This window comes from Variovorax sp. PAMC26660, assembly GCF_014302995.1.
Lineage (GTDB): Bacteria > Pseudomonadota > Gammaproteobacteria > Burkholderiales > Burkholderiaceae_C > Variovorax.
In genome coordinates, this window is sequence record NZ_CP060295.1 from 5,671,008 (window position 1) to 5,690,540 (window position 19,533).

Annotated in this window: 16 protein-coding genes; 14 read left to right on the forward strand and 2 right to left on the reverse strand. The window is 65.3% G+C overall.

The window, feature by feature from the left end; all coding sequences use genetic code 11:
• The first annotated feature begins 10 nt into the window (after nt 1–10).
• The 9 genes from H7F35_RS26700 (at nt 11) to H7F35_RS26740 (ending at nt 11,465) form a co-directional block, all read left to right on the forward strand.
• Nucleotides 11–718 (forward strand): TetR/AcrR family transcriptional regulator, encoded by a 708-nt coding sequence (locus H7F35_RS26700; RefSeq protein ID WP_187109552.1) that lies wholly within the window; start codon nt 11–13, stop codon nt 716–718.
• Between the two features lie 15 nt (nt 719–733).
• Entirely contained in the window at nt 734–1,339 is a 606-nt protein-coding gene (locus tag H7F35_RS26705) for an isochorismatase family protein (RefSeq protein WP_187109553.1), read from the forward strand.
• Between the two features lie 135 nt (nt 1,340–1,474).
• The gene (locus tag H7F35_RS26710; protein WP_187109554.1) at nt 1,475–3,388 is read left to right on the forward strand and encodes a propionate--CoA ligase; all 1,914 of its coding nucleotides are present in this window, start codon (nt 1,475–1,477) and stop codon (nt 3,386–3,388) included.
• A gap of 179 nt (nt 3,389–3,567) precedes the next feature.
• Nucleotides 3,568–6,444, forward strand: a complete 2,877-nt coding sequence (locus tag H7F35_RS26715) for a 2-oxoglutarate dehydrogenase E1 component (protein ID WP_187109555.1) — start codon at nt 3,568–3,570, stop codon at nt 6,442–6,444.
• Nucleotides 6,445–6,498: 54 nt separating this feature from the next.
• The gene (gene odhB, locus H7F35_RS26720; protein ID WP_187109556.1) at nt 6,499–7,752 is read left to right on the forward strand and encodes a 2-oxoglutarate dehydrogenase complex dihydrolipoyllysine-residue succinyltransferase; all 1,254 of its coding nucleotides are present in this window, start codon (nt 6,499–6,501) and stop codon (nt 7,750–7,752) included.
• A gap of 12 nt (nt 7,753–7,764) precedes the next feature.
• Nucleotides 7,765–8,274, forward strand: a complete 510-nt coding sequence (locus H7F35_RS26725) for a hypothetical protein (protein ID WP_187109557.1) — start codon at nt 7,765–7,767, stop codon at nt 8,272–8,274.
• Complete coding sequence (gene lpdA, locus H7F35_RS26730) at nt 8,271–9,698, forward strand: dihydrolipoyl dehydrogenase (RefSeq protein WP_187109558.1); 1,428 nt, start codon at nt 8,271–8,273, stop codon at nt 9,696–9,698. Before H7F35_RS26725 ends, lpdA begins: the two co-directional genes overlap by 4 nt.
• Before the next feature lie 4 nt (nt 9,699–9,702).
• Nucleotides 9,703–10,803: a cell division protein ZapE gene (gene zapE / locus H7F35_RS26735; RefSeq protein WP_187109559.1), complete on the forward strand. Its 1,101-nt coding sequence runs from the start codon at nt 9,703–9,705 to the stop codon at nt 10,801–10,803.
• Nucleotides 10,800–11,465: a hypothetical protein gene (locus tag H7F35_RS26740; RefSeq protein WP_187109560.1), complete on the forward strand. Its 666-nt coding sequence runs from the start codon at nt 10,800–10,802 to the stop codon at nt 11,463–11,465. The genes zapE and H7F35_RS26740 overlap by 4 nt, the downstream gene beginning before the upstream one ends.
• A gap of 22 nt (nt 11,466–11,487) precedes the next feature.
• Here H7F35_RS26740 and H7F35_RS26745 read toward each other — a convergent pair whose 3' ends face one another.
• Nucleotides 11,488–12,258: a PP2C family protein-serine/threonine phosphatase gene (locus H7F35_RS26745; RefSeq protein ID WP_187109561.1), complete on the reverse strand. Its 771-nt coding sequence runs from the start codon at nt 12,256–12,258 to the stop codon at nt 11,488–11,490.
• A gap of 106 nt (nt 12,259–12,364) precedes the next feature.
• On the opposite strand from H7F35_RS26745, the gene H7F35_RS26750 reads away from it, so the two are divergent.
• Together H7F35_RS26750 and H7F35_RS26755 are read left to right on the forward strand one after the other, a co-directional pair.
• Nucleotides 12,365–12,568: a YdcH family protein gene (locus H7F35_RS26750; protein ID WP_041943815.1), complete on the forward strand. Its 204-nt coding sequence runs from the start codon at nt 12,365–12,367 to the stop codon at nt 12,566–12,568.
• A complete protein-coding gene (locus H7F35_RS26755; protein ID WP_187109562.1) occupies nt 12,565–14,625 on the forward strand; it encodes an ATP-dependent DNA helicase in 2,061 nt (686 codons plus the stop codon). Before H7F35_RS26750 ends, H7F35_RS26755 begins: the two co-directional genes overlap by 4 nt.
• Nucleotides 14,626–14,718: 93 nt before the next feature.
• Here the strand turns inward: H7F35_RS26755 and H7F35_RS26760 are convergent, their stop codons facing one another.
• Nucleotides 14,719–15,525: an outer membrane protein assembly factor BamD gene (locus H7F35_RS26760; RefSeq protein ID WP_187109563.1), complete on the reverse strand. Its 807-nt coding sequence runs from the start codon at nt 15,523–15,525 to the stop codon at nt 14,719–14,721.
• A gap of 23 nt (nt 15,526–15,548) precedes the next feature.
• Here H7F35_RS26760 and H7F35_RS26765 point away from each other — a divergent pair, with 23 nt between their 5' ends.
• The 3 genes from H7F35_RS26765 to H7F35_RS26775 all read left to right on the forward strand — a co-directional run bounded on the left by H7F35_RS26765 (nt 15,549) and on the right by H7F35_RS26775 (nt 19,413).
• Nucleotides 15,549–16,574: an RluA family pseudouridine synthase gene (locus H7F35_RS26765; protein WP_410010804.1), complete on the forward strand. Its 1,026-nt coding sequence runs from the start codon at nt 15,549–15,551 to the stop codon at nt 16,572–16,574.
• 128 nt (nt 16,575–16,702) lie between these two features.
• Nucleotides 16,703–17,605 (forward strand): SMC-Scp complex subunit ScpB, encoded by a 903-nt coding sequence (gene scpB / locus H7F35_RS26770; RefSeq protein WP_187109564.1) that lies wholly within the window; start codon nt 16,703–16,705, stop codon nt 17,603–17,605.
• Nucleotides 17,602–19,413, forward strand: a complete 1,812-nt coding sequence (locus tag H7F35_RS26775; protein WP_187109565.1) for a pseudouridine synthase — start codon at nt 17,602–17,604, stop codon at nt 19,411–19,413. Before scpB ends, H7F35_RS26775 begins: the two co-directional genes overlap by 4 nt.
• The last annotated feature ends 120 nt before the right edge of the window (nt 19,414–19,533 follow it).

A 19,533-nucleotide genomic window follows, 5' to 3' on the forward strand; every position in this document is an offset into this window, starting at 1 on the left:
TAGTCCGCCGATGCAAGCCAAGCTCCAGCGCCGCCAGACGCTCACCGACGCACGCCGCGCGCTGGTGCTCGATGCTGCCCGTGCGGTGTTCGCGGAGGCCGGCATCGAGGGCGCGAGCATCCGTGAAATCGCGAAGAGGGCCGGCTACACACCGGGCGCCATCTATTCCTACTTCGACAGCAAGGAGGCGATCTACGCCGCCTTGCTCGACGAATCACTCCTGCGCCTGCGGGCGGCCGTGGCCGAGGCGCGGGTCTCCAGGCAATGGCCCGACAAGACCCTGGCCGCCAGGGCACAGGCCTGGTTCGATTTCTATGCTGCCAACCCGCGCGACCTCGACCTCGGCTTCTATCTGGTGCACGGCATGCGGCCCCGCGGGCTGACCAGTGAGCTGGACCACGAACTCAACGACCACCTCTACGACGCGCTGCGCCCCTGCGAAGACGCGCTGCTGGCTCTGGGCCTCGACGCTGCGAGCGCGCTCAAGGAGAACACGGCGCTTTTTGCACATGGCGTCGGCCTGCTGTTGATGCAGCACACGGGGCGCATCCGCATGTTCAGGCAGTCGGCAGACGCGCTGTTCAAGGTCTATCTGGCGCAACTGGTGCTGCGGTGCACTGCCTCAATGGGCGCGCAAGAAGATGTGCCCGATGCCGTCGACCCCGGCCAACCCGATCTTTTCAGTGGTACGGTTCAACCCAACTCCATCGCTATCTGAAGAAAGACACTGTTCATGCTGCTCGACGCCTCGCAATCCCAACTCGTGCTGGTCGACTACCAGGCTCGGCTGATGCCGGCGGTCTTCGAGAACGAGGCTGTTGCGAAAAACGCCGTGCGCCTCGCAAAGATGGCGCAGTGGGTCGATGTACCCGTCTGGGGCACCGAGCAGAACCCGTCGAAATTGGGCGAGAACCTGCCGGACATCCGCGCGCTCTGCAAGAAAACCCTGGCCAAGATGCACTTCAGCGGCGTGGAAGAGGGGCTCGGCGAATGGCTGCGCGCCCCGGCGAAGGCCGTGCCGCAAGGCAATGCCCGCAGCCTGCCCAAGCATCTGCAAAAGCCCGCCGCCGCAGCCGAAGAGCGCAACACGATCGTGATCGCCGGCTGCGAAGCACATGTCTGCCTGCTACAGACGGCACTCGACCTGCTGGAAGACGAGTTTGATGTCTGGGTCGTCACCGATGCCTGCGGCTCGCGCACCGAGCGCAACCGCGATGCCGCTTTCGACCGGCTTGCCGGTGCCGGCGCCGAGCTGGTGACCACCGAGATGGTCGGCTTCGAGTGGTTGCGCACCGCCGAACATCCGGCATTCCATGACCTGCAGGCACTGATCCGATAGTCGAACCACGGCCGGGCCGTGGGGCTGGGCCGGATTGTTCCGGTCGTCAGCTTGCTGCAAGATCGGTCTCCATAATTATGAATTCAGTTTTGGCGATGCAGCCGGAACGGAATTCAGAACAGGAGACAAATCCAGATGAGCCGCTATGAAGAGTTCTATCGCCAGTCCGTGGACGCGCCCGAAGCCTTCTGGGCCGAACAGGCGAAGCTGATCGACTGGGGTACGCCCGCGCAACAGATCCTCGATGCCAGCCAGCCGCCGTTTGCGCGCTGGTTCGTCGGCGGCACCACCAACCTGTGCCACAACGCGGTCGACCGGCATCTGGCCGATAGAGGCGATCAGCCGGCGCTGATCTTCGTTTCCACCGAAACCGGCGTCGAGAAGAGCTACAGCTTCAAGGAACTGCACGCCGAGGTGCAGCGCACCGCCGCCAGCCTGATCGAACTGGGGGTGGGCAAGGGCGACCGCGTGCTGATCTATATGCCGATGATCCCGGAGGCTGCCTTCGCGATGCTGGCCTGCGCGCGCATCGGCGCGATCCATTGCGTGGTGTTCGGCGGTTTCGCCAGCGGTTCGCTGGCCACGCGCATCGAGGATGCAGAACCGAAGGTGATCGTGAGCGCCGACGCGGGTTCGCGCGGCGGCAAGGTCATTGCGTACAAGCCGCTGCTCGACGAGGCGATCCGGCTGTCGAAATACAGGCCATCGGCGGTATTGCTGACCGATCGCGGGCTCGCTGCTATGGAATTGGTAGCGGGACGCGACCATCTGGCAAGCGCATTGCGGCAGAAGCACCTTGACGCCGAAGTGCCCTGCACGTGGCTGGCATCCATCGACATCAGCTACACCATCTACACCAGCGGCACCACCGGCAAGCCCAAGGGTGTACAGCGCGACGTGGGTGGCTATGCCGTGGCGCTGGCCGCGAGCATGAAGCACATCTTCGATGGCCGGCCCGGCGAAACCTACTTCTCGACCAGCGACATCGGCTGGGTCGTGGGGCACAGCTACATCGTCTATGGTCCGCTGATCGCCGGCATGGCGACCCTGATGTACGAAGGCCTGCCCACGCAGGGCATCGACCAGCAGCCCGACGGCGGCATCTGGTGGCGGCTGGTCGAGAAGTACAAGGTGACGGTGATGTTCAGCGCGCCCACCGCGGTGCGCGTGCTCAAGAAGCAAGACCCGGCGCTGCTCAAGAAATACGACCTGTCGAGCCTGCGTGCGCTGTTCCTGGCCGGCGAGCCGCTGGACGAGCCAACCGCGCGCTGGATCAGCGAAGGCCTGGGCGTGCCGATCATCGACAACTACTGGCAGACCGAGTCGGGCTGGCCGATGATCACCATTGCCAACGGTGTCGAGCCCAAGGCCAGCAAGTTCGGCAGCCCGGGCGTTCCGATGTACGGCTACCGCATCAAGATCCTGCATGAATCAACCGGCGAGGAACTGACCGCCCCGAATGAAAAGGGCGTCGTCGTGGTCGAGGGCCCGACCCCGCCCGGCTTCATGCAGACCGTGTGGAAAGACGACGCGCGCTTCGTCAACACCTACTGGAAGAGCGTGCCCGGCAAGATGGTCTATTCGACCTTCGACTGGGGCATCCGCGACGCGGACGGCTACTTCTACATCCTGGGTCGCACCGACGACGTGATCAACGTGGCGGGCCACCGCCTCGGCACGCGCGAGATCGAGGAGAGCATTTCAGGCCATGCCAACGTGGCCGAAGTGGCGGTGGTCGGCGTGGCCGATGCACTCAAGGGGCAGGTCGCGATGGCCTTCGTCGTGCCCAAGGACGGGCGCGCTGTGACCGACGCCGACGTGGCCCTCAAGCTGGAAGGCGAGATCATGAAGGTGGTGGCCGACCAGCTCGGCGCGCTGGCGCGGCCGGCCCGCGTGCGCTTTGTCAGCGGGCTGCCCAAGACCCGAAGTGGAAAATTGCTGCGGCGCGCCATCCAGGCGGTTTGCGAACAGCGCGACCCCGGCGACCTGACCACCATCGACGATCCGGCCACGCTGCAGCAGATCAAACAGTTACTTTCTTCCGCCTGACTTAGCAGGCAAGGGGTTGCGAAGCCCCACCCGGTCGTCATATGGTTGACGTGGCACAATGCCAAGGTACTCAGGCCCTTCCCCAGCCACAGTCGCATCCGCCAACCGGTTCAGCCGTGTCGCGGAAGGTTTCTTAAACCAGCTAGTGCTTCCCTCAGGGAAGCGAAGGTCAGCGGATCATGAGCGATTCATCGACGCCATCGGCGTACACAGCCTATCAAGGCAACACATACCTCTTCGGCGGCAATGCGCCCTATGTCGAAGAGATGTACGAAAACTACCTCTCCAATCCCGGCAGCGTGCCTGACAACTGGCGTTCGTATTTCGACGCCCTGCAGAACGTGCCCGCGGCGGACGGTACCAACACCCGCGACGTGCCGCACTTGCCGGTCATCAATGCTTTCGCCGAACGCGCGAAGCAGGGCACGACCAAGGTGGTCGTTGCCAGCGGCGCCGATTCCGAACTCGGCCGCAAGCGCACCGCCGTCCAGCAACTGATTGCCGCCTACCGCAATGTCGGCGCCCGCTGGGCCGACCTCGACCCGCTCAAGCGCGCCGAGCGTCCCGCCATTCCGGAACTCGAACCCTCGTTCTACGGTTTCACCGATGCCGACCTCGAGACGGTGTTCAACACCAGCAACACATTCTTCGGCAAGGACACCATGTCCTTGCGCGACCTGCTCAACGCCTTGCGCGAAACGTACTGCGGCACGATGGGTGCCGAGTACATGTACACCACCGACCAGAACCACAAGCGCTGGTGGCAACTGCGGCTCGAAGGCGCCCGCACCAATCCCAAGCTCAGCGCCGAGCAGAAGAAGCACGTCCTGAATCGCCTGACTGCAGCCGAAGGCCTCGAGCGCTTCCTGCATACCAAGTACGTCGGCCAGAAGCGCTTCTCGCTCGAAGGCGGCGAAAGCTTCATCGTCTCGATGGACGAGCTGATCAACCAGGCCGGCATCAAGGGCGTGCAGGAAATCGTGATCGGCATGGCCCACCGCGGCCGTCTCAATGTGCTGGTCAACTCGCTGGGCAAGATGCCGGCCGACCTGTTCGCCGAGTTCGATCACACCGCACCCGAAGAACTACCCAGCGGCGACGTCAAGTACCACCAGGGCTTCAGCTCGGACGTGACCACCCCCGGCGGCCCGGTGCACCTGAGCCTTGCGTTCAATCCCTCGCACCTTGAAATCGTGAACCCCGTGGTCGAAGGCTCGGTGCGTGCCCGCATGGACCGTCGCGCCGACCCGCTGGGCAAGCAGGTGCTGCCCGTGATCGTGCACGGCGACGCCGCCTTCGCAGGTCAGGGCGTCGTGATGGAAACGCTGGCGCTGGCCGAAACCCGTGGTTACTCCACCGGCGGCACGGTGCACATCGTCATCAACAACCAGATCGGCTTCACCACCAGCGACCCGCGCGACAGCCGATCGACGCTGTACTGCACCGACATCGTCAAGATGATCGAAGCACCGGTGCTGCACGTGAACGGTGACGACCCCGAAGCCGTGGTGCTCGCCACCCAGCTCGCACTGGACTTCCGCATGGAGTTCCAGAAGGACGTGGTCGTGGACATCATCTGTTTCCGCAAGCTGGGCCACAACGAGCAGGACACGCCTTCGCTCACCCAGCCGCTGATGTACAAGAAGATCGCCCAGCACCCCGGCACGCGCAAGCTGTACGCCGACAAGCTGGCCGCTCAAGGCCTGGGCGACACGCTCGGCGACGACATGGTCAAGGCGCAACGCGCGGCTTTCGACGAAGGCAAGAACACGGTCGACCCTGTGCTCACCAACTTCAAGAGCAAGTACGCCGTCGACTGGAGCCCGTATCTCAACAAGAAGTGGACCGACGCCGGCGACACCGCCATTCCGTCCACCGAGTGGAAGCGCCTGGCCGAGAAGATCACCACCCCGCCCCAAGGCTTCACGGTGCATCCGCTCGTGAAGAAGGTGCTGGACGATCGCGCCGCCATGGGCCGCGGCGACGTGAACGTCGACTGGGGCATGGGCGAGCACATGGCCTTCGCCTCGCTGGTGGCCAGCGGCTATCCGGTCCGCCTGTCGGGCGAAGACTCCGGCCGTGGCACGTTCACCCACCGCCACGCCGTGCTGCACGACCAGAACCGCGAGAAGTTCGACACCGGCACCTACACGCCGCTGCAGAACGTTGCTGAAAACCAGGCGCCGTTCGTCGTCATCGACTCGATCCTGTCGGAAGAGGCCGTGCTCGCGTTCGAATACGGCTACGCCTCGAACGACCCGAACACGCTCGTGATCTGGGAAGCCCAGTTCGGCGACTTCGTGAACGGCGCGCAAGTGGTGATCGACCAGTTCATCGCCTCGGGCGAAGTGAAGTGGGGCCGCGTCAACGGCCTGACCATGATGCTGCCGCACGGCTACGAAGGCCAGGGCCCCGAGCACAGCTCGGCACGCCTGGAGCGCTTCATGCAACTGAGCGCCGACACCAACATGCAGGTGGTGCAGCCGACCACGGCCAGCCAGATCTTCCACGTGCTGCGTCGCCAGATGGTGCGCAACCTGCGCAAGCCGCTGATCATCCTCACGCCCAAGTCGCTGCTGCGCAACAAGGACGCGACCTCGCCGCTGGCCGAGTTCACCAAGGGCAGCTTCCAGACAGTCATTCCGGACAGCAAGGGCCTGAAGGCCGAGAAGGTCAAGCGCCTGGTCGCCTGTTCGGGCAAGGTCTACTACGACCTGGCCAAGAAGCGCGAAGAGCAGGGCACCGACGACGTGGCGATCATCCGCGTCGAGCAGCTCTATCCGTTCCCGCACAAGGCGTTTGCCGCCGAGATCAAGAAGTACCCGAACCTCGTCGACGTGGTGTGGTGCCAGGACGAACCGCAGAACCAGGGCGCCTGGTTCTTCGTGCAGCACTACATCCACGAGAACATGCAGGAAGGCCAGAAGCTCGGCTACTCTGGCCGTGCCGCTTCGGCATCGCCGGCGGTGGGCTACTCGCACCTGCATCAGGAACAGCAGAAGGCGCTCGTCGATGGCGCATTTGGCAAGCTCAAGGGCTTCGTGCTGACCAAGTAAAACCCGTCCCTTTTCACACGAACACCTTCAAGAACAAAACGGAGCTCACTCCAAATGTCTATCGTAGAAGTCAAAGTCCCCCAGCTTTCCGAATCCGTGGCCGAAGCCACCATGCTCACCTGGAAGAAGAAGGCCGGCGATGCCGTCGCCGTCGATGAAATCCTGATCGAAATCGAGACCGACAAGGTCGTGCTCGAAGTGCCGGCCCCTTCGGCCGGCGTGCTGACCGAGATCGTGCAACCTGATGGCGCCACCGTGGTGGCCGAGCAGTTGATCGCCCGGATCGACACCGAAGGCAAGGGCGCAGCCGCCGCGCCGGCAGCCGCACCCGCCGCTGCTGCGGCTCCTGCTGCAGCGCCAGCCGCTGCCGCCGCCACCGGCGGCTCGAAGTCCGACGTTGCCATGCCCGCCGCCGCCAAGCTGCTGGCCGACAACAACCTGAAGACCAGCGACGTTGCCGGCACCGGCAAAGACGGCCGCGTCACCAAGGGCGACGTGCTCGGCGCGGTCGCTTCGGGCGCCAAGCCTGCCGCCACCATTGCCGTGCCGGCTGCCAAGCCCGCGCTGCAGCAAGTCGCTGCTTCGGCTGGTGCGCCCGACCTGGGCGAACGCCCGGAACAGCGCGTGCCGATGAGCCGCCTGCGCGCCCGCATCGCCGAGCGCCTGCTGCAATCGCAATCGACCAACGCCATCCTCACGACCTTCAACGAAGTGAACATGGCCCCGGTCATGGACCTGCGCAAGAAGTTCCAGGACGCGTTCACCAAGGAGCACGGCGTCAAGCTCGGCTTCATGAGCTTCTTCGTGAAGGCTGCGGTGCATGCGCTCAAGAAGTACCCGGTGATCAACGCATCGGTCGACGGCAACGACATCCTGTACCACGGCTACTTCGACATCGGCATCGCTGTCGGCTCGCCCCGTGGCCTGGTGGTGCCGATCCTGCGCAACGCCGACCAGATGAGCTTTGCCGACATCGAGAAGAAGATTGCCGAGTACGGCAAGAAGGCACAAGACGGCAAGCTGGGCATTGAGGAAATGACCGGCGGCACGTTCTCGATCTCGAACGGCGGCACCTTCGGCTCGATGCTTTCGACGCCGATCATCAACCCGCCCCAGTCGGCCATCCTCGGCGTGCACGCCACCAAGGACCGCGCAGTGGTGGAAAACGGCCAGATCGTCATCCGCCCGATGAACTACCTGGCCATGAGCTATGACCACCGCATCATCGACGGCCGCGAAGCCGTGCTGGGCCTGGTCGCCATGAAGGAAGCGCTGGAAGATCCGTCGCGCCTGCTGTTCGACATCTGATCCGAGAGCGCGATGCGTCGTTCGGCCGTGGGCTTGGTGTGTGCGTTGAGCTTCGGTCCCCTCGGGGCCGCAGCGGCAACGCCGCAGCAGGTCGACGCGTGGAGCGGCGCCTACCGTCTCGAATGGATCAAGGGCGAGCGGACCGCTCGCGCCATGCCTGCGCCGTCCGACGTGACCATCCAGCGTGCGCCCGACGCCGATGCGGACAAAGTGCCCGCAGAAGGCGAGTCGAACCTGCCGCGTTGGACCGTGACTGAAACCGGAAGCACCAAGGAAGGCGCGACCGTGCGCCGTTTCCGGCCTCGCGAATACGAGGACTGGGGCTGGGCCGACCTGCATGCAGCGGGTCGCATCGAATGCCTGGATGCGAGCCACATGTTCATGTGCAGGACCGCACCCGGCACAACGATTACTTTTGGCCCGGAAGGGCCGAACCGTGAAACGCTGCTCGCCCAAACCGGCGTGTTTGGAGTTGTCCTCCATGCGGGCGCGTTCCAACTCAAGAAACTGGGAAAAAAATGACCAAGCAATTTGACGTCGTCGTCATCGGCGGCGGCCCCGGCGGCTACATCGCCGCCATTCGCGCTGCGCAACTCGGCTTCAACGTCGCCTGTGTCGACGAATGGAAGAACGGCAAGGGCGGCCCCGCGCCGGGCGGCACCTGCACCAACGTCGGCTGCATCCCCTCGAAGGCGCTGCTGCAATCGTCGGAGCACTTCGACCAGGCCGGCCATCACTTCGCCGACCACGGCATCAAGGTCGAAGGCCTGGGCCTCGATCTCGACAAGATGCTGGCCCGCAAGGACCAGGTCGTGAAGCAGAACAACGACGGCATCCTGTACCTGTTCAAGAAGAACAAGATCACGTTCTTCCACGGCCGCGCATCGTTCGTGAAGACCGATGAAACCGGCTACGAGCTCAAGGTGGCGGGCGCTGCCGAAGAGTCGATCAGCGGCAAGCACATCGTCATCGCCACGGGCTCCAATGCCCGCGCGTTGCCGGGTGCACCGTTCGACGAAGAGAACATCCTCTCGAACGATGGCGCGCTGCGCATCGGCGCGGTGCCCAAGAAGCTGGGCCTGATCGGCTCTGGCGTCATCGGCCTTGAAATGGGTTCGGTGTGGCGTCGCCTCGGCGCGGAAGTCACGGTGCTCGAAGCGCTGCCGACCTTCCTCGGCGCGGTGGACGAGCAGATCGCCAAGGAAGCCAAGAAGGCTTTCGACAAGCAAAAGCTCAAGATCGAACTCGGCGTCAAGGTCGGCGAGATCAAGTCGTCGAAGAAGGGCGTGAGCGTTGCCTGGACCAATGCCAAGGGCGAAGCCCAGACGCTGGAAGTCGACAAGCTGATCGTCTCGATCGGCCGCGTGCCCAACACCATCGGCCTGAATGCCGAAGCCGTGGGCCTGAAGCTCGACGAGCGCGGCGCCATTGCAGTGGACGACGACTGCAAGACCAACCTGCCCAACGTGTGGGCCATCGGCGACGTGGTGCGCGGCCCGATGCTGGCGCACAAGGCCGAGGAAGAGGGCGTTGCCGTGGCGGAGCGCATTGCGGGCCAGCACGGCCACGTCAACTTCAACACCGTGCCGTGGGTGATCTACACCAACCCCGAGATCGCGTGGGTCGGCCAGACCGAGCAGCAGCTCAAGGCCTCGGGCCGCGCCTACAAGGCCGGCACCTTCCCGTTCCTGGCGAACGGCCGCGCACGCGCGCTGGGCGACACGACCGGCATGGTCAAGTTCCTGGCCGACGCAACGACCGACGAGATCCTCGGCGTGCACATCGTGGGCCCGCAGGCCAGCGAGCTGATCTCCGAAGCCGTCGTGGCGATGGAGTTCAAGGCCAGCGCCGAAGACATCGCGCGCATCTGCCACGCCCATCCGTCGCTGTCGGAAGCCACGAAAGAAGCGGCTCTGGCGGTCGACAAGCGCACGCTGAACTTCTGATCTTTTGACCAGCGTCAAACAGGCCTACGAGGCGGAACTCGCTGCGCGCGGGTTCCACAGCGATCCCGCGCAACTGCGTGCCGTGGAGGCGCTGGATCGCTGCGCCAATGAATGGGCCGAGTACAAGGCGCAGCGCTCCAATGCGCTGAAGAAGTTCATCAACCGGCCCGAGCTGCCGCGTGGCGTCTACATGTACGGTGGCGTCGGGCGGGGCAAGAGCTTCCTGATGGACCTGTTCTTCAACGCCGTGCCGCTGCGGCGCAAGACGCGCCTGCACTTTCACGAGTTCATGCGCGAAGTGCACCGCGAGCTGCGCGAGTTGCAGGGCACCGTCAACCCGCTCGACGAGCTGGGGCTGCGCATTTCCAAGCGCTACAAGCTGATCTGCTTCGACGAGTTCCACGTGGCGGACATCACGGACGCGATGATTCTTCATCGGCTGCTGGTGTCGCTGTTCGAGAACGGCGTGGGCTTTGTCACCACCTCCAATTTCAAGCCCGACGACCTGTATCCCGGCGGGCTGCATCGCGACCGCATCCTGCCCGCGATTGCGTTGCTCAACGAGAAGCTCGAAGTGCTGAGCGTGGACAACGGCACCGACTACCGGCGCCGCACGCTCGAACAACTGCGCATGTACCTCACGCCCAACGATGCGGCGTCCGAAAAGGAAATGCGCAAGGCCTTCGACAAGCTGGCCGAAACGGCCGACGAAAACCCGATCCTGCACATCGAGCAGCGCGAGATCCGCGCACGGCGCAAGGCCGGCGGCGTGGTCTGGTTCGACTTCAAGACGCTGTGCGGTGGGCCGCGCTCGCAGAACGACTACCTTGAGATCGCCAGCCAGTACCACACGGTGCTGCTGTCTGACGTGCCGCACATGCCGGTGCGCATGGCTTCCGAAGCGCGCCGCTTCACCTGGTTGATCGATGTCTTGTACGACCGCCGCGTGAAGCTCATCATGTCGGCTGAGGTTCCGCCGGAGGCGTTGTACACCGAGGGTCCGCTGGCGCACGAGTTTCCGCGCACGGTTTCCCGGCTCACTGAAATGCAGTCGAGCGAGTTTCTTGCCCTCGAACGACGCATCGTCGACACCCGACTCACATGAAAAAAATCGCTCTTGCCCTGCTGATGACACTGGCCAGCCTTCCGCTCTGGGCGCAGTCCAACGCGGCTTCAGGCAGTGCCGACCTCGAAGCCGAACGCCGCAGGCTGTCTGCCGAGCGAGCGGCCATCGAACAGCGTTTCGTGCAGGAGCGGGTCGCTTGCTACAAGAAGTTCGCGGTCGAAGACTGCCTGCGCGAGAGCCGCGACCGTCGACGCACGGAAACCGGCAACATCAAGCGGCAGGAAACCGCCATCAACGACATCCAGCGCCAGCGCAGCGGGGCTGCCGAGCTGCAGAAGCTCGACCAGAAGGCGAGCACGCCACGTTCGGAGGATTCGCCCGAGAAGCGGGATCAGTCAGTCCAGAACCAGAAAGATCGCGAGCAGCGGGCCGCTGACCATGCGACCAGCCGGGCCGCCACGGCCGGTACAGATGCCGAGCGCCAGCGCCAGTTCGAATCCAAGCAAAAGGCGAACGCCGACGAGCAGGCCAAGGCCGCGCAACGCCAAGCCGAGGCACCGACTGCCGTGCAGCAGTACGAGAGCAAGCAAAAACGCGCGGAGGAGCATCGGGCCAGCCGCGAGCGGCAGAACACCAATCGCACCAAGCCGCGCGGTGCGCCGCTGCCGCCGGCACCGGCCGCTTCGTCGCCTGCGCGCTGAAGGCGCGGGCGCGGCAAGCTAATCAGGCCGCAGCCGGTAGCGCGTCGAGCCTCAGGACGGCAATCGAGATGTTGTCGCCGGTGCCACGAGCCCGGCGGCGCGCTTCCCCGACCAGGATTTCAACCGCATCGCGCGGCGGTTGCGCATAGAGCACGCTCGCCAGTTCTTCGGGGCTGAAGTAGTGCCAGAGCCCGTCGCTGCAGGCCATCAGCAGGTCGCCGGATTCCATCTTTGGGATGTAGTGCGGGTCGATGGGCGGCGGCGTGGTCGTCATGCCCAGGCAGCCGAGCAGGATGTTGCCCTGCGGGTGGACGTTGGCCTCGGCTTCGCTGATCTGGCCGCGGTCGATCAGCGCTTGCACGTACGAATGGTCGCGCGTGCGCTTGATGAGCTGGCCATCGTGGAAGTGATAGATGCGTGAGTCACCAGCGTGAATCCACGCGCAGTCGCCCTTCGGGTTCATCAGAAAGGCAGCCAGCGTGCTGTGCGGCTCCTGTTCACTCGAAATGGCGGTGAGCTTGATCACCGTGTGCGAGTCTTCCAGCATCTGCTTGAGCATGGCCTCGGGGTTGTCGCGGCCGGGCTGGTAGCGCGTGAAGAGCTGGCGCGCCGTCATCAGCACCTGGTCGGACGCCTTGCGTCCGCCACTGCGCCCGCCCATGCCATCGGCCACGACGCCCAGCACGCAGCCGGGGATGCGGGGATGGCTCATCATCAGCACCTGGTCCTGCTGGTAGGGGCGGTCACCCTTGTGGAGTCCTGTGGCCGCTGCGAGTCGAAAGCCTTGAGTCATGAGGCATATGCGCCTGAGGCGCGTTTTCTGTCTTCTCGAAGATTCGAGTCAGGACGTATTATCGAATGAACATGCGCCGCGAAAACCCCGCGTTCGCTCCCCACCGTTGGACTCCAATCTTCATTCCCTTTCCCGCCAGCTGATCGAACTGCGCATCGAGCATGCCGATCTCGACGCCACCATCGACCGACTGGCCGAAGCATCGCCGCAAGACGAGCTTTTGCTGCGGCGCTTGAAAAAGCGCCGCCTTGCGTTGCGCGACCAGATCACGCGCGTCGAAAACATGCTCGACCCGAGAGAGCCTGCGTGACCGAAAGCCTCGAAGACAAGGTGCGCGACGCCTTCGCGCTCGATGGTGTGTTGTCGCGCGCTGCCGATCAGTTCCGCGAGCGCTCGGGCCAGACCGAAATGGCAATGGCGGTCGCCCGCACCATCGACCAGGGCGGTGTGCTGGTGGTCGAAGCGGGCACCGGCGTGGGCAAGACTTTTTCCTATCTCGTGCCGGCCTTGCTGAGCGGCGAGCGTGTGCTGCTGTCGACCGCCACCAAGACGCTGCAAGACCAGTTGTTCGGCCGTGACTTGCCCAGGCTGGTCGAGGCTTTCGGGTTGCCGGTGCGCACGGCGCTGCTCAAGGGGCGCGGCAGTTATCTGTGCCTGCACCGCCTGGACACGGCGCGCCACGACGCATCGCTGCCGGAGCGTGGCAGCCTGCGCACGCTGGCCAAGATCGAGCAATGGTCGAAGGCCACGCGCACGGGCGACCTGGCCGAGCTGCCGGGGCTCGACGAGCGCTCGCCGCTGATTCCGCTGATCACATCGACGCGCGAGAACTGCTTGGGCGCGCAATGCCCGCAGTTCAAGCCTTGCCACGTCAACCTGGCCCGGCGCGAGGCGCTGGCGGCCGACATCGTGGTCATCAACCACCACTTGTTCTTTGCCGACCTTGCGGTGCGCGAGACTGGCATGGCAGAACTGCTACCGACCGTCAGCGTGGTGGTGTTCGACGAGGCCCACCAGCTCAATGAAACCGGCGTGCAGTTCCTCGGCGCACAGCTCGGCAGCGGGCAAGCGCTCGACTTTGCGCGCGACATGCTCGGCGCCGGCTTGCAGCATGCGCGCGGGCTGGTCGACTGGCAGCAACTGGTCTCGGGGGTCGAGCGCGCCGCGCGCGAGCTACGGCTGGTGGTCGGCAAGCAGTGGCCAGGTGCCAAGCTGCGCTGGCTGGGGCCTTCGCCGGAGGGTATCGATCCCGATGCCTGGCAACGGTCGCTCGATGACCTTCAGCACTCTTTCGAGATGGCGGCCGAAGGGCTCGACACGGTCAGTGAAATCTCGCCCGACTTCGTGCGCTTGCACGAGCGGGCGCGGCAACTCGCGAAACGCACGGCGCGTTTCGCATTGCCCTGTGAGGTCGACTCTGTGCGCTGGGTCGATGTGGGCTCGCAGCTGCGGCTGATCGAGTCGCCGCTCGATATCGCCGAGGCCATGCGCAAGCGCGTGCTCAAGATTGCCGAGACGCAGGTCGAGGCCGAGGTCGACGCCTATGGCGAGGAGATCGAGCGCGAGGAGCCGGTGCAGGAAGATGGCGGTCGCGCCTGGGTTTTCACCTCGGCCACGCTGGGTGACGAGCCCACTTTGCGCTGGTTCACCGAGCCCTGCGGCCTGCACGATGCAGAGGTGCTGCGTGTGCAGAGCCCGTTCGACTACGCCTCGCAGGCTGCGCTCTATGTGCCGCGCGCTTTTCCAAAGCCCAACGATCCGGTGCACAGCCAGCGGGTCGCCGAACTGGCCGCGCATGGCGCCGCCGAACTGGGCGGGCGGACGCTGGTGCTGACGACCACGCTGCGCGCCTTGCGCACCATCGGCGATGCGATGAAGCAGCAGTTCGAATTGCTCGAAGCGGACGCGAGGCCCGAGGTGCTGGTGCAGGGCGAGCTGCCCAAGCGCGTGCTCATGGATCGTTTCCGTGAAGGCGCGAGCGCAGGGCGCGCGGGTTGCGTGCTGGTCGCGTCAGCTTCGTTCTGGGAGGGTTTCGATGCGCCGGGCGATGCCTTGCAACTGGTGGTGATCGACAAGCTGCCGTTCCCGCCGCCCAACGATCCGCTGGTCGAGGCGCGCTCGCAGCGCCTCGAGGCCCAGGGCCGCAGTTCGTTCAGCGACTATTCGCTGCCTGAGGCGGCCGTGGCATTGAAGCAGGGGGCAGGGCGGCTGATCCGGCGCGAGACCGACAGCGGCGTGCTGGCGATCTGCGATACCCGCCTGGTCGCAATGGGCTACGGGCGCCGATTGCTGGCGGCATTGCCGCCAATGCGGCGTCTGGACAACGAGTCGGACTTCAACGCAGCGCTGGAAGCACTCAAGAACTAGCCGCTAAAGCACCAAAGCCTCCCGTTGGGAGGCTTTGGCGTTACGCGCCGAGACGCGAGGATGGTTTGGTGGTGAAGAGCTGAGAGGCCCGTCTTACCAGACCTTCCACCAAGGATCGTCCTTGCCGCGGAAGCCGTTCGCCAGGTACGTGCTCTGTGGGTAGTTGGTGGTCAGCACGCGTTGCGCGTCGTCGCGCAGTTCCTTCATGCCCAGGGCGTCGTACGACTTCACCATGATGTACAGGGCTTCTTCGAGCGCCGGCACTTCGCGGTAGTCAGCCAGCGCGATCTGCGCGCGGTTGATGGCGGCCAGATAGGCGCCGCGCGAGTAGTAGTAGCGGGCCACGTGAACTTCGTACTGGGCGAGCGAGTTCACGATGTAGTTCATGCGCTGGCGCGAATCGGGCGCATAGCGCGAATCGGGGAAGCGCGTCACGAGGTCCTTGAAGGACTCGAACGACTCCTTGGCGGCCTTCTGGTCGCGCTCGGACAGATCCTGGCGCGTCAGGAACGCGAACATGCCGAGGTCGTCATTGAAGTTGATCACGCCCTTGAGGTAGAGCGCGTAGTCCAGGGCCGGGCTGGCCGGATGCAACTTCATGAAACGGTCGATGGTGGCGATGGCATTCGCCTTTTCACCCGACTTGTACTGGGCGTAAGCCTTTTCCAGCTGGGCCTGCTGCGCGAGCGGCGTGCCGGCGGCACGGCCTTCGAGCTTCTCGTAGAGCGGCACGGCCTTGTCGTAGGCGCCCGATCCGGACTCGTCCTTGGCTTCGGAATAGATGCGGTTGGGACTCCAGCCGGCAGTCTTGTCTTCCTTGGTGGAAGAGCAGCCGGCTGCAAGCACAGCCGCTAAGCCGAGCGCGATCCAGGTGGGGACCGATAATTTGGCGCGAAACATCACATACGGCTTTCGTGAAACAGTTGCCCTCAATTATATCGACCGGCCCTTCGGGCAATACCCCTGAGATCGTGGAGGCGTCCGAACACGAAGACGGCGCAGACCCGATCGAGCCCAGCGAGCTGCGTCCCTTCGTCGTGGACCCGGCCCAGCACGGCCAGCGGCTGGACCGCGCGCTCGCAGCGCTGGTGCCCGAATTTTCCCGAAGTTACCTGCAGCAATTGATCGAGGCCGGGGCTGTGGAGTTGCAGGGGCGCACGCTCACCAAGGTTTCGGCCACGGTGAAGGCGGGGCAGGCCGGTCGCATCGAATTACGGCCCACGCCTCAGAGTCAGGCCTTTCGCCCCGAGGCGATGGACCTTGTCACGGTGCACGAAGACGAGCACCTGCGCATCATCGACAAGCCGGCCGGGCTGGTCGTGCATCCGGCACCGGGTCACTGGAGCGGCACGCTGCTGAACGGCCTGCTGGCGCTGGACCCGAAGGCTGTGTTGCTGCCACGCGCCGGCATCGTGCACCGGCTCGATCGCGACACCAGCGGGCTGATGGTCGTGGCACGTACGCGGGCCACCATGGATGCCATGGTGGCGCTGATCGCTGCGCGCGAGGTCAAGCGGCAGTATCTGGCGATGGGGCATAAACCGTGGGTCGGCGCTGCCGCCCGGCAGGTCGATGCGCCCATCGGCCGCGATCCGCGCAACCGGCTGCGCATGGCCGTGGTCGACCTGGAGCGCCATCCGGGCAAGACCGCGCGCACGTTGATCGAGCGCCTGGACAGCCATGCCGATGGCTGCGCGGTGCGCTGCACGCTGGAAACCGGCCGTACCCACCAGATCCGCGTGCACATGGCGTCCATCGGCCATCCGCTGGTCGGGGACGCGCTCTACGGTGGCGCACCGGCGGCTGGCCTGGCACGCCAGGCGCTCCACGCCTTCAGGCTGGCCTTCGTGCATCCCGTCACGCAAGCGCCTATGGAGTTTCGCTCGCCGCCGCCGCCCGACTTTGCCCAGGCTTTGCAGTCCTGGGGGCTGGACTACAATCGCGCCTGACGGCCCGAGGGCCTCGCCGGCCCTCGATGCCGGCCCCGCGTTGCATTCGCCGAGTGCCGGCAACGCCTCCCCCTTTCATCCTTGTGAGCCAGCGTCTACCAGACGCCTTTTCCCGGATAACGCGAACCATGAATACGGCGGATGCCAAGCGCATTCTTGAAACCGCCTTGATCTGTTCGAGCCAGCCGCTGCCGGTGCGCGACATGCGCGTGCTTTTTGACGACGAGCTGGGCGTGGACACCATCAAGGTGCTGTTGCTAGAACTGCAGGAAGACTGGGCGCAACGCGGCCTGGAGCTGGTGAGCGTCGGCAGCGGCTGGCGCTTCCAGAGCCGGCCCGAGATGCGCGACCACCTTGATCGCCTGCACCCCGAGAAGCCGCCGCGCTACACGCGCGCCGCGCTCGAGACGCTGGCCATCATTGCCTACCGTCAACCGGCCACGCGCGGCGACATGGAAGACATCCGTGGCGTCACGATCAATTCGCTGATCCTCAAGCAGCTTGAGGATCGCGGCTGGGTCGAAGTCATCGGCCACCGTGAAACGGTCGGCCGGCCGGGGCTTTATGCAACCACGCGTCAGTTTCTCGACGATCTGGGCCTTGCGTCGCTCGACCAGCTTCCGTTGATTGAAACGCCGGCGCAGCAGGCCGCCCTGGTCGATGCCCTCGAGCGGGCGTCGGGTGAGCAGGCCGACCTGCCCATCGACATCGCTATCGAAGAAGCGCAGGCTCCTGTGGCGCAGGAGGACAAAGTGCCGGGGGATGCGTCCACGGCTGTCGAGTCCGCGCCCGAAGTCATTGAAGCCGCACAGGCGCAGATTGCCGAAAACGCTGCCGCGGCCGACGCAACTGAAGCCACGCCTGAGGCTGAGCCGGAGTTGTTTGCCGAACACCTCCCAGAGCCCGACCTGACTCCGGAAGCCGAGCCGGCATCAGAGCCAGCGCTCCAGCCCGAGCCAGAGCCCAAACCCGACACCGCGTCCCCGGACGAGGTCGATCCCCACGCAGTTTCTCCCGGAAAAACCTCATGAGCCCATCCGACACCGACGACGCGGCAATGCTGCCGGTCGAGCCCGAAGTCAAGAAGAAGAAAAGGGCAGTCACGCCCAAGAAGGCTGCGGATGGTGCTATCGAATCGGTAGCGCCTGAATCTGTTGCGCTGGTTGAGGCCGAGGAGCCCAAGAAGCCGCGTGCCCCCCGCAAGAAGAAGCCGGTCGAGCAACCCGTGGCTGACGAGGTGGCGGTTGCGCCCGAAGCGGCGCAAGTTGCCCAGGCTCCCGAGGTGACCGAGCCGGTCGCGGCAACCGCCGCCCCGGTCGAGGCGGCGCGCCAGGCGCCCCGTCCGGAAGACAGCGATCGTGACAACCGGGACGATCAGGTCGACGGCGACGACGAGGACGAAGAAGAGCCCGACGAGGAAGAGGACGACCTCGACCGCGCGCGCCGCGCCGCCGACCGCGAGCAGCGCAATGCGCTCCCGCCCGAGCCGATCCGCTTTGCCGATGTCATTTCGGGCCAGTTCGATGCCGACGAGGAAAGCCCCGAGGTGCCGCCGCTCAAGCGCGTGCTGCTGCCCGAAGCCGACTCGCCCAAGCTGCACAAGGTGCTGGCGCAGGCGGGCCTCGGCTCGCGGCTCGAAATGGAGCAACTGATCCTTCAGGGGCGCATTTCGGTCAACAACGAGCCCGCCCACATCGGCCAGCGCATCCAGTACGGCGACCAGGTCAAGATCAACGGCAAGCCGATTCGCTACCGTATCGCGCCGCCGCCGCCGCGCGTGATCGCCTACCACAAGCCTGTGGGCGAAGTGGTGACGCACGACGACCCGCAGAACCGGCCCACCGTGTTCCGCAAGCTGCCGCGCCTGCAGCAGGGCAAGTGGCAATCGGTCGGCCGGCTCGACCTGAACACCGAAGGCCTGCTGCTGTTCAGCAGCTCCGGCGACTTGGCCAACCAGCTCATGCACCCGCGCTTCGGCCTGGAGCGTGAGTACGCGGTGCGGGTGCTGGGTGCGCTGAGCAGCGAAGAGAAGAAAAAGCTTCTGGAAGGCGTTCGCCTCGAGGACGGCATGGCCCAGTTCGGCACGATCGAAGAGGGCGGTGGCGAAGGCTCGAATTGCTGGTACCGCGTGACCATCTCCGAAGGTCGCAACCGCGAAGTGCGGCGCCTGTTCGAGTCGGTGGGCCATGCGGTCAGCCGGCTGATCCGTATCCGCTACGGCGCGATGGTGCTGCCGCGCGGCCTGAAGCGCGGTGCCTGGATGGAACTCGACGAGCGCGACATCCGTGCGCTGTTCCAGGCTTCCGGCGGCGCGGCTGCACGCCCTGCGGCTCCGCCGCAGCGTGGCCCGGGCGGCCCCGAAGGTGGTGGCCGGAATGGCCGCAACAAAAAGCGCCGTGGCGGCCGCAACGGCGGTCAGCCAGGTGGCGGCCAGCCGCGCGAGATGCGTGACCCGCGCGACGAGGGGCGCGAGGCGCCGATCCCGAGCCCATTGGGCGATGGCCGCCCACCGCGCGGTGACCGTGGCGGTCGTGCCAATCGCGGTGGCGGCAATGGCGGTCCTCCGCAAGGACAGGCGCGTCGTGGCAACGGCGGCGGCAATCGTCAGCAGGGCGGAGGCAACCGTCCGCAGGGTGACGACAGTCAGCCGAGCGGAGCCAACCAGCCCGATCCGATGAAGACCTCGCTGGGCTACATCGGTGCCGACAGCTTCTCGCGTCAACGCAAGGAGCAGCGCGGCGGCCCAGGCGGCCGTCGTGGTGGTGGCGGGGGAGGCGGCGGTGGTGGTGGCTTCGGCGGCCAGGGTGGCCAAGGCGGCGGACGCCGTCGCGGGCGCTGAAAGCCTGCCGTTACAGCGCGGCCTTTCGCGGGGTTTTCACCAATCCCGGGGGCTGCGCCGGTTAAAATCAAAGGCTTTGTCGATATGCGACGCAACAAACTCGTTGCAGTTGTGACAAAA